This window comes from Desulfosarcina sp. (assembly GCF_033791525.1).
Classification (GTDB): Bacteria; Desulfobacterota; Desulfobacteria; order Desulfobacterales; family Desulfosarcinaceae; genus Desulfosarcina.
The window spans coordinates 1-14,817 of the sequence record NZ_JASJGN010000365.1 but is presented as its reverse complement, the minus strand read 5'-3'; the positions used below and the strand labels follow the sequence as shown (position 1 = coordinate 14,817).

Sequence of the window (14,817 nt, the reverse complement as noted above, 5' to 3'; positions counted from 1 at the left end):
AAAATGATATACAAGACCCTGTTCGGCCCGGTTCCATCACGCCGTCTGGGTATTTCGCTCGGTGTGGATCTTGTGCCCCACAAGACCTGTAACCTGGATTGCGTATATTGTGAGTGTGGCGCCACGACCCACCTGACCATGTGTAGAAAAGAATACATATCGGTGGATCGGGTAAAGGACGAATTGAATCTATACCTTTCGCAGAATGAGAAAATCGATTATATCACCTTTTCCGGTTCTGGAGAACCCACCTTGAACGACGGGATTGGTGAGGTGGTCCAATTTATCAAATCCGACCATCCGCAATACAAAGTGGCCTTGCTGACCAACAGCACGCTCTTCAACCAATCGACTGTCAGACGCCAGGTCAAGGATGTGGATGTGGTTATGGCATCCCTTGATGCCGCAGGCAAGGACCAGTTCATGCAGATTAATCGCCCTCATCCAAGACTCGATCTGACTTCGATCATTGATGGCCTCGTTGCCTTCAGAAGCATGTTTCGCGGGCGATTGCTGATAGAGTACTTTGCCGTCAAGGGCCTGAACGATTCTCACGAGGCGTTGAAACCCATGAAATTAATTCTGGCACGGATTGATGCCGATGGCCTTTTGTTGAACACGCTTGATCGGCCGGCTGCGGAAGACTGGGTCAGCCCGCTTGAACCCAAAGCGCTTAAAAATATTTCAGATTTTCTGAAAGGTGCCGAAATTGTCAATTATCAACCCAGTCCGCCTGCAGGGGAGATGCAACACCATGACCTGGTGACGCGTCTGGTTTCGACGATTCGCAGACGACCTTACACCGTTCAGGATGTGTCACAGATCATGGGGGTGGATGTTGAAACGCTGCAACCGGTTCTGGATCAATTGGTCGCTTCCAACCAATTGATCATGAAACCAATGGATCGAGGCCTTTTTTACAAGGCTTCTTAAAAATATTATGTTTATTTGAATAAATTATTTAATTTTAAAATAAAAGACTCCGGCAGCGGCTCATTTTAGAATACAGGGGGAAGTTATGCCGATTTATCTATGGGAAGGAAAGAACAGAAACAATATCGTCCAGAAAGGCGAGATGGAAGCATCCGGTGAGGATCTGGTTCGATCCAATCTTAACAGGCTCCGTATAACCCCAACCAAAATAAAAAAGAAACCGAAGGATCTTTTCGAAAATATTGCTTTTCTTCAACCCCGCGTTACCCAAAGAGACGTCATCCTGTTCTGCCGTCAGTTCTCGACGATGATCGATGCAGGACTTCCCATCATTCAGTGTATGGATATCCTGCATGCGCAGCAGGAAAATGCGACATTCAAGAAGATGCTGAAAAGTATCAAGGAACAGGTGGAAAGCGGTGCCACCTTGGCGGATTCTTTGAAAAAGTATCCCCAGCAGTTTGATGATCTGTTTGTGAATATGGTGTCCGCCGGTGAGGCCGGGGGTATTCTCGATACCATCTTAAGGCGGCTGTCCGCATACATGGAAAAAGCGGCAAGACTGAAGAGTCAGGTCAAAGGCGCGATGACTTACCCGATTGTGACCATGATTATCGCTGTTGCTGTTGTTGCTGTCATTCTGGTGTTTGTCATTCCCGTATTCCAGCAAATGTTTGACGATATGGGGGGCGCGCTTCCGCCTATCACGCAAATCGTCGTTGCCATGAGTGAATTCGTGAAATCGAAGATTCACTGGATTGTGATTGGTATTGTCATATTTATTTTCGCATTCAAAAAATATTACAAGACCGAAAAAGGCCACAAAATGGTTGATGCAACGGTGCTTAAACTGCCGGTCTTCGGTTTGCTTATCCGCAAAGTATCCGTCGCCAAGTTCACCCGCACCATGGGAACCATGTTGTCCAGTGGCGTGGCGATCCTGGAGGCATTGGACATCGTCGCCAAAACATCAGGTAATAAAACCGTTGAGCAGGCAATCTATACGGTTAGGAGCGGAATCGCCGAAGGCCGCACCATGGCTGATCCGCTGGCCGAAAGCGGGGTATTTCCAGCCATGGTATGCCAGATGATCTCCGTTGGCGAATCCACCGGGGCCCTTGACGCCATGCTCGAGAAGATTGCGGATTTTTACGAAGAAGAGGTTGATCAGGCGGTAGACAATTTGACGTCGCTGATCGAACCGTTCATGCTTGTCTTTTTAGGTGTAGTGATAGGAACGCTGGTTGTCGCCATGTATATGCCGATTTTTAAAATGGCCGGCGCCCTTTAACCCGCTGATCTGTCCCAGCGGTTCTTAATAGGAAGTGGCTCATATGAGTCGGCGGTGCTAAGCCCGGCGCATTTTTTTTCGTATGCTATTCCCCGGAGCGCTGATGCTTGTCAACCATCCCTTGCATTTGATACGCTGCCAGGATGTATTGACTGAATTCTTGCCAAATTACCAACTCGATAGAGAGACGTTCAACCGAAAACTCAATTGGTTGATGTCAATACGATTCCTTTTTGCGCTTTTGCTGCTTGGGTCAACCCTTGCTTATCAGGTTGGTAACCAGTTAGATCCCCAAGACGAACCCATTGCTATTCTATACGGTCTGGCCGGAGTGATTGTATTTATGTCCGCCGTCTACGGCGCTCTGTTGCCACTCGTCAAGCGATACCAACTCCTTATCATTTGCGGCCAGATTACCATCGACACCTTGTGCATCACCCTGATCATTTTTGTGACGGGTGGTTATTCCAGTGTCTTTTCATTTTTATACCTTGTGGTTGTAATCTATTCCAGTGTGTTTGTATTTAAACGTGGCAGCCTTCTGGTGGCGGTATTATGCAGCTTCCAGTTTGCCGTGCTGCTGGTTCTGGAATTAAATGGCACCATTGACCCATTTGGTTATGGTGGAAGCGTTATTGGTTCTGCGATATCAGGTATCCAGGTTTTACAAAAATGCGTTATTATGACGGCTGCATGCTTTTCAGTGGCATTTCTAAGTGGTTATCTTTCTGACCAGGAACGACAATCCAAGGCTGAGCTGGTGGCTATGGAAGCCCATCTTGGGAGGGTACAAAACCTGGCGCAGATCGGTGAAATGGCTGCCGGACTGGCACATGAAATCAAAAACCCGCTGGCTTCATTGTCGGGTGCCATACAGATCCTCAAGGGTGAAATGGAAAACAACAAGGACAATATGCGATTGGTGCAGATTGTTCTAAGAGAAACTGACCGATTAAGTAGCTTGGTTAACAATTTCCTTACTTTTGCCAGGCCCTCTGCCGGGCAGACCGAATGTGTAAATTTGGCAGATGCCATGACTGAAATGGTAACTCTCTTTAAAAAAGATGGGTCAATCGGTCTGCGGGTTAAAGTAGATTTAGACATCATCTCAGATGCCTATATTGAGATTGATCCGCTGCAACTCCGTCAGGTATTCTGGAACCTGCTGTTGAATGGTGCCGAATCAATTGAAAATGAAGGCAGAATAAAGATATCTGTACAGAAGCATAGGAGCGAACGGATCATGGTTTCGATTACCGATAACGGTTGCGGAATGGATGAACAAACGGTAAAAACCATCTTCAACCCCTTTTTCACGACAAAGCCAAACGGCACCGGCCTTGGTCTTTCCATCGTATATCGAATTCTGGAAACCTATGACAGCCGAATGGATGTGCAAAGCAAGCTTGGCCAGGGCAGTATTTTTACTTTATATTTCAAACCGGTCGATCCCACCGTTTAGCTGCTGAATTATCATCCAGCGTTTCAAAGTCCTATCGATACGATCTATTGATCCGGTATCATTACTGGAACTTCATTTTACCTTACTGACAGGGTCCCGCCTGCTTGTAAAATAGAACGCCAACCCGATTAAATATTAAATAATATTAGTTAGATAACATAATGTTTAGAATCTGTGTGCAGTAATGTATCGTCATCGCCTATGATGTGTGCATTAATTATAACACCTTATTCGTTATGCGTGCTCAAAAAACACGGATCGATGACAGCAAAAGAAAAAAAAGATTAAAATATATTTAATTTCAGTAAGATACCACTGTACAAGGGTTTAACTATTTTTTGGGTGGATGTGCCTAAACATATGGTACGGTTTATGCTTGAAAAATAGTCAACGTTATTTGAAAAGTAATCAGCTCGATAAAGGCAAAGCATCCGAAAGGGTGTGACGCAAAGCCAACGGCCTAACACCAGAACCTCTGGACATGGCGGCAGGGTTGCCGAGCGAACACAGCATCTCTCAAATTCGCTGTTGGTCGCACGGCGCATAACAATTTGGGAGATGCAATATGAAACTATCCACTCGATCCTATCTGAAGGTTGTTTTCACTTCCATCGCTATCATTGCAGGCATCGTGACGTTTGCTCACAGTGCGAATGTAACCCTGCGGTGGGATGCCAACGTCCCGGCTCCGGAGGGTTACCGGGTTTTCGCCAGGGCAGGCACCCAGAATTACCAATACGATCTGCCCCTCAAGCAGATTGACGATACCACTTGCACGCTGATTGGGCTCAATGAAGGTGTTACCTATCATTTTGTGGTTCGCGCCTATGATGGTGCGCTGGAAAGCGCCGACTCCGAAGAAGTTTCATACACCCCCGCCGCCGTTGTGCCCAACCAGGCGCCCACGGCTGTCGCCGGACAGAATCAAGACGTATATGAAGGCGAATCGGTAACCCTCGATGGATCCGGTTCAAGCGATACCGACGGTACGATTGATAGCTATCAATGGTTGCAAACCGGTGGAGCTGGAATATCGATAAGTAATCGTTCGTCCGTTCAGGCCTCTTTCACCGCGCCTGTGGTTGGTCTGGATGGCGAAACCTTTACGTTCAGTCTGACCGTCACCGATGATTATGAAAGCAGCTCGGTTTCGAATATGACTGTCAGGGTGCTCAAGTCTTCGAGCACTGATGTCGATGGTGATCATGTACCTGATGTTCTGGACCTGTTTCCCAACGATCCCAATGAATCGGCTGACAATGATGGCGACGGAACGGGTAACAATCAAGACCCGGACGATGATAACGATGGAATGACGGATGTCTGGGAAATCGCCTACGGTTTGGATCCGCTCATCAATGATGCCGAACTGGATGCGGATAATGATGGCTTGACCAATTTGGATGAATTTTATGCGGATACCAATCCAGCGAGCGACCCGACCAATATTGCACCTGATGCACCGGTTATCGAAAGTGTCACTCAAATCGACCGTGTTGAACTCACGCCCGTGCTTGTCTCCGGGATGTATGTTGACACTGACCACGATGACCATTTCCAATCTCAATGGCAAATTAGTACTGAATCTGATTTTTCGACACTCGTTTTGGAGGAAACCAGCCAGATCCAGCTTACCGCCTATTCGGTTGGCGAAATGGTGCTCGATGTGGATACCGCCTACTACTGGCGGGTAAGGTTCATCGACGACCGTAATGGTGCATCGGATTGGTCTCAACCCTCCACCTTTACGACGATTGCAGCCGAAAGTGCGGGTGACCCCAACTATAACGGTATCCCGGACGCACAGGAGGTCGGTGATTCGGTGGATGTGAACGAAAACGGAGTAGCTGATTCCCTTGAAGACAACCTTATGAGCGTCAACACGATTGAGGGTCAAACCATCGTCGGTGTCGAAGTCATCTCTGATAATGTCACCCTGGTTTCGGTTAAATCGCTGGCAACCGATTTGATTCCCGACCAATCGGTGAAGATGGGATTCGGTCTGATTGGTTTCAAACTATATCTGGAAAATGGGGTTAAAACCGCAGTAGTAAAGATTCATTTCTCAACCCGGGTCCCCAAAGATGCGCAGCTGTACAAATATATCACCGATACCGGCTGGGAAGTATACGGAAATGCCGTTTTTGCACCAAACAGAAAGAGTGTTACAATGATTCTGGAAGATGGCGGTATGGGCGATGAAGACGGCGTTGAAAATGGCGTGATCGTTGATCCCTCAGGAATCGCATATGTGGATTCCATGACCTCTGACAGTGCCAGTCTGACAACGGGGGGAACGTCCACCGGCGGCAGCGGTTTAAACCAATGTTTTATCTCAGCCGGCATTCAAGATTTGGGTTGGCTTGATTCTATTTACTCAAGCGCTGCCATGTTGATTGCCATGACGTTTATGGTAGCGGGAATTTCTTTTGTCACAGCTTCTCAAATTAACAAAAATAAGTAGGAGCGACGGCAGGTGTTGAGAATCATCTGAACGACATCGTTTCGATAATTAACGATACCCCTGATGAACCATCTTCAGGGGTATCGCTTTTTAAACGGTCTGCCCGATTTATCCCAAAAATCGTTTACTCAGGTTAATCTGCGATATTTTCTTGATTCTCAGAAAACAATAAACCGATTCGGAAGCGGGGTAATAAATTGTGTACATCAGTGGGTTGGACTTTTCGTTATCCCTGATTTTATGTGGATCGTCTGAATACGGGCCGTCGGATCAGGTCCAATGCGATTCCGGCGACCCGGTCTGAAGCACCGGTACCACCGAGAAGATCCCTTAGGCCTAAAAGTTCCTTTTTATTTTTCTTTAACCGCTCAGGATTATTGATCATACCGGTCACCCTAGCAGCGATGGCTTGGGGCGATGCATCGTCCTGGATCAACTCTGGCTGCAGTTCTTTTTTAGCGATGAGATTGGCAATGCCGATATGCTTTACCTTAATGAGATGTTTGCCAATCCAGTAGCTCAGGGGGGATACTTTATAAACGATAACCGTTGGCATGCCGTAAAGTGCGGCCTCCAATGTGACTGTCCCTGAGGCCGCTACCACCATCTGGCTCTGTTTAAATACCCTGCCTATTGAACCGCTAACGATCTCTATCTCAAGCGTCGGCGCATATTGACTGACGATGGTTGACACCAAGTCTGAATTAATGGATTCGGCACATGAAACCAAAAATCGTGCAGTTGGCTGGGTGCGCTTAATAATTTTGCTCGCTTGGAGCATAACCGGAAGCAGAGTCGTCACCTCTTTTTCTCTTGATCCGGGAATCAGTCCAATGACCGGTTTTTCCATGTGCGTTGTTGCTGGCAGACGGTCAGGTGTTGGCATATTTCCGTCCAACAGAGGATGGCCCACAAAAGTGACGGGCACATGATGCTTGCGATAGAACGCTGCTTCGAATGGCAGGATAACGGCCATGTGATCGACCAGCCGTTTGATTTTATGGACTCGGTTTTGGCGCCATGCCCAGATTTGGGGGCTGATATAATACAAAACCGGAATACCGAGATTCTTGGCGGCAGCGGCGACATGGAAGTTGAAGTCGGGAAAATCGATTAATATCAGCAGATCCGGCTTGCGTTTGCTGAGGGCATTCTTGACGGTTGTCATGGCCCGATAAATCGTCGGCAGCCTGGATAGTACTTCCGTGATGCCCACAACGGAAAGCGTTCCCGCATTGACGATTAGTCTGACACCTTCCGTATGCATGGCGTTACCGCCAACGCCAAAAAGGAACGCGTTGCTTGAGTGGTTTTTTATAGCCTGGGCAAGCTTTGCGCCGTGCATATCGCCGGAGGCTTCGCCGGCAATGATCATGATGCATGGTAAAGGCATAAAAATTAGATGGTTCCCATCAATACATGAGGTGCCGACTGGTTTCTTGTATTTGTGTCATGATCGTCAGCGCCGTTTTCAGGGCATCGCGCCCCATCTGGCCAGTTACCAATGGCGACCGACGGTGCTTGACGGATTGCACAAAGGACTTAATCTCATCATCCAGTGCATCGCCTTTGTCAAATTTGAGTTCCTCGATTGTCATGCCGGGAATGATGCCATCGGACTGACTCAAATCAGGATGGACAAGGGTAATTTTATGGTTGGCAAAGTCGATTGAAATATAGGCATCTTTTTGAAAAAGCCTGAGTTTTCGTTCATTCTTGGCAGAAATCCGGCTGGCGGTGACATTGGCAACGGCCCCGTTTACAAACTCCAGGCGGGCGTTGGCGATATCAATGTTTCCGGAGATCACTGATATACCGGCAGCATTGACGGTTTTAATCTCTGAACGGACAAGGTTCAAGATTAAATCGATATCATGGATCATCAGATCAAGAACCACGCTTACATCTGTGCAGCGTCCCTGAAAGATACTGAGGCGATGGGATTCGATGAAGCGGGGGTGGTCGATTTTTCCTTCCAGTTGGACAACCGCCGGATTGAAACGCTCCAAATGACCCACCTGGATGATCAACCCCTTGGTGTCAGCAATCTGAATCAGTTCATCTGCATCGTCGAGAAGACTGGTTATCGGCTTTTCGATCAGGACATCGACATCTTGATTCAAGAAATCTTTTGCGATGGAAAAATGGACAGGCGTCGGCGCAGCAATACTAATCGCATCCACCTTTCCGAAAAGCGATTGGTGATCCTGAAAGTGGGCAGTGCAGTTCTCGTCGGCGACTTTTTTTGCCTGAACCGCATCCGTGTCGACAACACCGACAAGATCCACATCCGACATATGGTGGTATTTTTGGGCGTGGAATTTACCCAGATAGCCGACACCTACAACACCGACGCGCAGATTTCCCATTAGCGGTTCCATTTGATTAAAATAGATCTTTCATTACACGCAGACTATCGAAATATTGTTTTCGTTTGCCGCGCGAATCATTTCCGAACGATCAAAAACAACTGTCCGGCCGGCCTCTATGGCTATGGCACCAACATTTGAATGCCTCATGATTTCGATTGTTTTCATGCCTACCGATGGAACATCGAAACGAAAATCCTGATTCGGCTTGCAGACTTTGACCAAGACCGCTTCACCCTTGCCCAACGCACCACCCCGTTTGATCGTGGCATCGGTCCCATCGATGGCCTCAACGGCGAGGATCGATCCGCCACCCACAACCACGCTTTGACCGATGTCCAACCGGCCAATTTCCCTTGCGATGGAAAGGCCCAAGGCGATGTCTTTCTTTTCCGATCGGGAGGGCTTTCTGTTCGTCCAGACACCTTTTGTGGCCAGTAACTCAGGCAAGAGAAAGGTTGAGGGCTCAATCTTGATGCCTTCTTTTTCAAGACTGTCCGCAAAGGCACGCATAATGGCATCATCGTGGGTGTGCCGCATTCCGGCAATGATGGAAATGGCTTTCATATCCGGCTTCACATCGGTGAATATCCGCGTCTTGTGAACAGCGCCCAACATCACTGCACGGTTGACGTCGTTTTGCTTGAAAAACTTGATGAGCCGTTTGACCTGGCCCAGGTGCAGCCATTGAATTTTTTCTGATAGTTGGGTGAGCTCCGGGTCTGCTTCGTTGACGTAGGCCGCCGTGTACACGGAGAACCCTTTTTTTACGGCGGTCTTAGAAAAAAGCAATGGGAACTGGCCGCTCCCTGCTATGAGTCCAATTTTTTCATCCATTGGAAGGGTCTACACTGATGTTGTTATTCAATCGTGTAACATTAGGCGCTTAACAAAGTATCTTAATCCTGAAATTCCTGTTTTTAAGTCAGAAAACAAAATACAAATAGCAGATAAATCACAATAGTCAAAATCCAAATGACAAATAAATAACAATAGCCAAACTCAAAATTCCAAACCGCATGGTCTTGAAGATAGGGCCTTCCAATCATCAATATTGGGGAAATCAAAATGACAATCAACTGCTGGTTATTGCCCTCTTTTGAGATTGGGTTATTGTAATTTGGTATTTATTTGAGATTTGTTTTTGGTTATTTAAAATTAGGTTCTTGCAATTTTTTCCGGTTTGTCCGGGTTAGGATTTACCGGGTCACGCCTCTGGAAGAGGCTTTGATAAATCTGATGAAGGTTTCAACTTCAGGCACCATTTCCACTTCGGCATGTACCCGTTCGATGGCTTCGTTCAGGGTCAACCCATATCGAAATAATATCCGGTAGGTCTTCTTCAACGCGGACAGCGATTGGTCAGAAAAACCATAGCGTTTGAGGCCAACGCGGTTGAGGCCATGTAAGATGGCCCGATCACCGGCTGCAATGACATAAGGCGGTACATCCTTGACCACGGCCGATTTGCCGCCGATAAAGGCATGATCGCCAATTCTGACAAACTGATGGATGGCCACCAGGCCTCCGACAGTGGCGTGATTGCCAATGGTGATATGGCCTGCCAATGTGGTGTTGTTGGCAAGCACCACCATTTCCCCGACGTGGCAGTCGTGGGCAACATGGGTATAGGCCATCAAGAAGGATTTTTTACCCACTTCTGTTTTTCCGCCACCCGATTTTGTCCCCCGGTGAATGGTGACAAATTCCCTGATGGTAACGTCGGGTCCGATTTTTACATAACTCTTTTCCCCTCCGAACTTCAGGTCCTGGGGGATGGCGCCAATGGCCGCAAATTGAAATATTCGGCATCCAGGGCCGATGATTACATGGGGGTCAACGACCACATGGGGTCCGATCCATGTTCCTTTGCCAATCGTGACATCTTCTCCAATAATTGAGTATGCTCCGATAGTGACGCCTTCTTCGATAATTGCATCGGGACTGATGATTGCAGTTTGATGAATCATATTAGTCTCCATAGGCGGCCATCAATTTCGCTTCGGCGACAATTTTTCCGTCGACCTTGGCAACACCGGCCATTTTTACGACTTTGGATCTCAGCTTCAGCATTTCCAGTTCCAGGATCAACTGATCACCGGGCACGACCGGCTTCCTGAACCGCACATCGTCAAATCCCATAAAATAGATGAGCTTGCCTTGTTTTTCCGGCGGAAGCGATTGGGTGACCAGAACACCACCGGCTTGTCCCATGGCTTCGACAATCAGAACACCGGGCATGATGGGCATGTCGGGGAAATGACCCTGAAAAAAAGGTTCGTTGATGGTTACATTTTTCAGGGCGACGATTCTCTCGTTTTTAACGAACTCAACCACCCGGTCCACCAGTAAAAACGGATATCGGTGGGGAAGGTTCTGCATGATCGACTTGATGTCAAATACCGTTTCCATGAGCGGCCCTCCGCGTTGTCTCAACGCTCATCAATGCGTTTTTCCAGATCAGTGAGTTGCTTTTCCAGGGCGGCAATTTTTTTCTTCATTTCCGGTAAAGCGGGAATGACGCGTTGAACCCTCAGCCAGGTTCTATGGGGCATCGATGGAGAGCCGGATGAGACGACTTCTCCGTCTGAGATAGACTTGCCTACCCCGGTCATCGGGCCTACGGTGACATGGCTGCCGATGGTCAGGTGGCCGGAAATACCTGCCTGGCCGGCAAGTGTGGCGTGATGGCCGATCGTGGTACTGCCGGCAATGCCAACCTGGGCCACAATTATGCTGTCTTCACCAACAATCACATTGTGTGCGATATGGACCAGATTGTCTGTTTTAACCCCGCGCTGAATCCACGTCCGGCCAAAGGTCGCCCGATCGATGGTGTTGCATGCACCGATTTCAACATCATCATCAATTTGAACGATGCCAATCTGTGGGATTTTGTGGTAACGCCCGCTATCCGGTACAAAACCATAGCCGTCACTGCCAATTACGGTACCCGGATGAATCGTTACCCGGTTTCCGATCCGGCAACCGGTCATGATGGTCACATTGGGATGAATTACCACCTTATCTCCGATACTCACCCCGTCCCCGATGAAAACACCATTTTGAATGATCGAATTAGAACCAATCGTCACGCCGTCGCCCACGGTTGCGAACGCACCTATAAAAACCCCATCGCCTGTATGCAGGCCACTGCCCGTGGCGGATCTTTTACTGATACCCGAGGGCGGTTGAACCGCCGGATGGAACAAATCCACCACCCTGGCGAATGCCAGTTGGGGGTTGCTTACACCGATCAGGTTTTTCCCCGGAGCCTTGAATCCCGTGGGGACGAAAAGGGCCCCGGCTCGCGCGTCGTCGATCCGCTTTAAATATTTGCTGCCGCCGGCGCAGGTGATTTGATTAGAATTTGCGGTTTCAAAGGGTGCGACGCCGCTAATTCTTTTCTCCTTTTGGCCAACGGCTTCACCATTGGTTGCCTCGGCAATATCTTGAAGTGTATATTCAGTGGGCACTGTCGACATTTAGGCTTACTTTTTTTTGTTCTTGGCGTACTGGGCATTGTATTTTTTAATGACTTCATCGGTAATATCGATGGTGGTTGGTGAATAGAGCACCCCACGTTTATCCATAATCAGGAGGTATCCCCCTGATTTACCGATCTCATCGATAATCTCCAGCGTTTCAGATTGAAGTCCGCCCATCAGTTTTTTCTGAACGCCCTGCAAATCAACCTCATATTTTTTCTGCAGGGTTTTAATATCATTGATCTTGATTCTGAACTCACGTTCTTTCTCTTCGCGCATTTCCTTGCTCATCACAAGGGCTTCGCGCTCTATGCGCTTCTTGATTTCCTCGATTTCAGCGCCCTTTTCCTTGAGCTCGGCCTCCATCTTTTTACCCTGCGTAGTGATTTCTGCTTTTATCTCTTTTCCGGCGTCTGAATTTTCAAATAAGCGTTGGAACTCTACAACGCCTATTTTTGCCACATCCGCACAAAAGCCTGATCCCCCAACGAAAAAGAAAGCCAAAACCGTCAGGATTATCCATTTGCCTGCAAATCGCATAAGTTCCCCTTTCCACGTCTTCATTATTAATTTAGCTACAGTGTATAACATTTTATAGCTGTTTTAAACAAATGTTTGTTGGGAATGGTTGTCCCAAATCGTTTTTCAACAGCCTGCTAAAGTGATTTTCGCATCTAGAATGCCCCGCCCATGGAAAATTCCCAATTGACACTGGAATCTTCTCCAAACTCTTCTATGGGGTCCAGAATATGGCCGCCTTCAATGCGAATCGGTCCGATGGGCGAAAACCATCGAATGCCGTAGCCGGCAGCCTGGCGCAGCGTACCCAAATCAATCGAATCGCCAGGCCCGAAAACATTGCCGGTGTCATAGAAAACAACACCGACAATGCCCAGATCTTTAAATAAGGGATAGGTGAGTTCAAAGTTGAACTGGACAAAGGATTCCCCACCTTCCTCGGCAATTTGACCGGCACTGTTCACGGTTTTGATATTGATGTCCTGAAAACCGAAACCACGAATTGAGTTCAACCCCCCCAAATAAAATTTTTCATAATCGGGCAGGAGGTAACCATCCAACTCACTCACATAGCCGGATTTCCCGTGAAGAAAAGTGACCAAACCCTTGTAAACCGGGATGAACCAGCCCAACTCACCCACGACCTTGTTAAAACCGATATCACCGCCTAATCCCGCATAGGTGTAAGTGAGGTTGTGATCCTGACCCTGTGTGGGATTAAAGGCACGATCCCTTGAATCATAACTTAAGGCCGTGGTGACGGCGCTGGTGGCGTTTGTTCCATCTAGTGCCTTGATATTATCTGAGGCATCATCTGTGATTTCGGAAATGTCCGTAACATCATATCGATAGGCTAGGGAAGCACGCGTAAAGTCATAAATGGGGTAACTGACTCCCAGTCCCCCACCCATGCTGGTTTTATCGTAGGTGTCAAATTCCCGTCTGGTGCGGTAGAGGTTAATTGAACCGGACAGTGGAATGTCAAACATCCACGGTTCGGTGAAGCTCAGGTTGTACAAATCCGAAACACCGCCGACTTGACCGCTCAGCTTGAGAATATGCCCGCGACCGAAAAGGTTTCTCTGGGAAACCGATCCGGTCACGAAGAAATCGTCCACCGTGCTGTATCCTGCGCCAAAGGTGAAGGTGCCCGTGGGCTTTTCCATGACGTTGATTTTCACATTCATCTTGTCGTCAGCACTGCTTTTGGGTGTATCTACTCTAATGTCCTCAAAAAAATCCAGGCGGGTGAGATTGCGCACACTTCGCTTGAGCCGGCTGCCGCTGTATAGCTCCTGTTCGAATATGCGAAGCTCCCGGCGAATGACTTTGTCCCGGGTGCGGGTGTTGCCGGAGATCTCGATGTTTTCAAAATAGACCTTATCTCGTTTTTGGGCGGAGTAGGTGATATCCACCAAGAGGTTCTCGGCATCTTCCTTCGTCAATGGGGAAATCTCAGCGTAGGCAAAACCTGCATTAGCATAGAGATCGGTCAGCCAAAGGACATCCCTTCGGACGGTTTCCTGGTTGAAGAATGGCTCTTTGAAAATCTGAAGTCCGGGCATCAACCGCGCCCTGGGGAGGATCAGGTCTCCATCCACGTCAATGGTGCCCACTTTGAACCGCTCGCCCTCTTCGATTTTAAAGGTGATAAATATCCATTTGTCCTCGAAGTCGACCACCGGATCGGCGACTTTGGCATGGATGAACCCTTCGGTGTGATAGTAAGCCATGAGGCGGGCAGCATCTTGACCCAGATCTTCTCGATTAAATTCTCCGGAAGAAGTGATCCAAGAGAAAAAACCCTTTTCCGATGTGCCGATGAGCTTTTTCAACTTTTTTTCCGGGAAGGTGCGGTTACCCTGGAAGGTGATTTCTTTAATCTTTATTTTTTCCCCTTCCTCAAAAACAAATTCAATATCCGCCTGGTTATTATCCCTGTCGTTAATGGTGTAGGTAATTTTTATATTGTGATAGTTCTTCTCTTTATACATGGCCTGAAGCTGCTCGATGTTGGATTTGATCGTAAAGATGTTCAAGATGGAACCCGTGCTGATGCTTAAGTTTTCTCGAAGCTTTTCATCCTTGAATACATGGTTTCCGCTGAATGAGATTTTTCGAATGGTTGGCTTTTCCTTGACATGAAAAACGATCAATTTCCCGCCTTCGCTCTCTTCAGCTTCAACGCGAATATCCTCAAAATAACCCATTTTGTAGATATTTTTCAAGTCTTTGGAAAGCTCGCCGGCACGCAGCACATCGCCTGTTTTTACCCGGATCACCCGTTCGAT

At 47.9% G+C, this 14,817-nt stretch carries 12 protein-coding genes and 1 riboswitch; of the genes, 4 read left to right on the top strand and 8 right to left on the bottom strand.

Going from position 1 to position 14,817, the window contains the following annotated elements:
* The 4 genes from QNK41_RS18005 to QNK41_RS17990 all read left to right on the top strand — a co-directional run.
* The coding region (locus QNK41_RS18005) for a radical SAM protein (protein ID WP_319259632.1) at positions 1-933 on the top strand (933 nt) is incomplete at its 5' end.
* 85 nt (positions 934-1,018) lie between these two features.
* The gene (locus QNK41_RS18000) at positions 1,019-2,224 is read left to right on the top strand and encodes a type II secretion system F family protein (protein ID WP_319259629.1); all 1,206 of its coding nucleotides are present in this window, start codon (positions 1,019-1,021) and stop codon (positions 2,222-2,224) included.
* 103 nt (positions 2,225-2,327) lie between these two features.
* Positions 2,328-3,686: a two-component system sensor histidine kinase NtrB gene (locus QNK41_RS17995; protein WP_319259627.1), complete on the top strand. Its 1,359-nt coding sequence runs from the start codon at positions 2,328-2,330 to the stop codon at positions 3,684-3,686.
* Between the two features lie 411 nt (positions 3,687-4,097).
* Positions 4,098-4,187, top strand: a riboswitch (cyclic di-GMP riboswitch).
* Positions 4,188-4,251: 64 nt separating this feature from the next.
* Positions 4,252-6,150, top strand: a complete 1,899-nt coding sequence (locus QNK41_RS17990) for a choice-of-anchor U domain-containing protein (RefSeq protein ID WP_319259623.1) — start codon at positions 4,252-4,254, stop codon at positions 6,148-6,150.
* A gap of 238 nt (positions 6,151-6,388) precedes the next feature.
* On the opposite strand, the gene lpxB is transcribed toward QNK41_RS17990, so the two are convergent.
* From lpxB to bamA, 8 genes are all read right to left on the bottom strand, one after another.
* A complete protein-coding gene (gene lpxB / locus QNK41_RS17985; RefSeq protein ID WP_319259620.1) occupies positions 6,389-7,525 on the bottom strand; it encodes a lipid-A-disaccharide synthase in 1,137 nt (378 codons plus the stop codon).
* Between the two features lie 37 nt (positions 7,526-7,562).
* Positions 7,563-8,519: a Gfo/Idh/MocA family oxidoreductase gene (locus QNK41_RS17980; RefSeq protein WP_319259617.1), complete on the bottom strand. Its 957-nt coding sequence runs from the start codon at positions 8,517-8,519 to the stop codon at positions 7,563-7,565.
* 33 nt (positions 8,520-8,552) lie between these two features.
* On the bottom strand, positions 8,553-9,356 hold the full coding sequence (locus tag QNK41_RS17975) for an LpxI family protein (RefSeq protein WP_319259616.1): 804 nt from the start codon (positions 9,354-9,356) through the stop codon (positions 8,553-8,555).
* Between the two features lie 362 nt (positions 9,357-9,718).
* Positions 9,719-10,489 carry an acyl-ACP--UDP-N-acetylglucosamine O-acyltransferase gene (gene lpxA, locus QNK41_RS17970; RefSeq protein ID WP_319259614.1) on the bottom strand — a complete coding sequence of 257 codons (771 nt, stop codon included), beginning with the start codon at positions 10,487-10,489 and terminating at the stop codon, positions 9,719-9,721.
* Position 10,490: 1 nt separating this feature from the next.
* Entirely contained in the window at positions 10,491-10,931 is a 441-nt protein-coding gene (gene fabZ, locus QNK41_RS17965) for a 3-hydroxyacyl-ACP dehydratase FabZ (RefSeq protein ID WP_319259611.1), read from the bottom strand.
* A gap of 20 nt (positions 10,932-10,951) precedes the next feature.
* Positions 10,952-12,004: a UDP-3-O-(3-hydroxymyristoyl)glucosamine N-acyltransferase gene (gene lpxD / locus QNK41_RS17960; RefSeq protein WP_319259609.1), complete on the bottom strand. Its 1,053-nt coding sequence runs from the start codon at positions 12,002-12,004 to the stop codon at positions 10,952-10,954.
* Positions 12,005-12,010: 6 nt separating this feature from the next.
* Positions 12,011-12,547, bottom strand: coding sequence for an OmpH family outer membrane protein (locus QNK41_RS17955; protein WP_319259605.1), 537 nt, complete (start codon positions 12,545-12,547; stop codon positions 12,011-12,013).
* 134 nt (positions 12,548-12,681) lie between these two features.
* The coding region (gene bamA / locus QNK41_RS17950) for an outer membrane protein assembly factor BamA (protein WP_319259602.1) at positions 12,682-14,817 on the bottom strand (2,136 nt) is incomplete at its 5' end.

Coding starts and splice junctions, on each gene's coding strand:
- QNK41_RS17990 (WP_319259623.1), top strand. CDS start 4,252: ATGAAACTATCCACTCGATCCTATCTGAAGGTTGTTTTCACTTCCATC.
- QNK41_RS17975 (WP_319259616.1), bottom strand. CDS start 9,356: ATGGATGAAAAAATTGGACTCATAGCAGGGAGCGGCCAGTTCCCATTG.
- lpxA (WP_319259614.1), bottom strand. CDS start 10,489: ATGATTCATCAAACTGCAATCATCAGTCCCGATGCAATTATCGAAGAA.
- fabZ (WP_319259611.1), bottom strand. CDS start 10,931: ATGGAAACGGTATTTGACATCAAGTCGATCATGCAGAACCTTCCCCAC.
- QNK41_RS17995 (WP_319259627.1), top strand. CDS start 2,328: ATGCTTGTCAACCATCCCTTGCATTTGATACGCTGCCAGGATGTATTG.
- lpxD (WP_319259609.1), bottom strand. CDS start 12,004: ATGTCGACAGTGCCCACTGAATATACACTTCAAGATATTGCCGAGGCA.
- QNK41_RS17955 (WP_319259605.1), bottom strand. CDS start 12,547: ATGCGATTTGCAGGCAAATGGATAATCCTGACGGTTTTGGCTTTCTTT.
- QNK41_RS17980 (WP_319259617.1), bottom strand. CDS start 8,519: ATGGGAAATCTGCGCGTCGGTGTTGTAGGTGTCGGCTATCTGGGTAAA.
- lpxB (WP_319259620.1), bottom strand. CDS start 7,525: ATGATCATTGCCGGCGAAGCCTCCGGCGATATGCACGGCGCAAAGCTT.
- QNK41_RS18000 (WP_319259629.1), top strand. CDS start 1,019: ATGCCGATTTATCTATGGGAAGGAAAGAACAGAAACAATATCGTCCAG.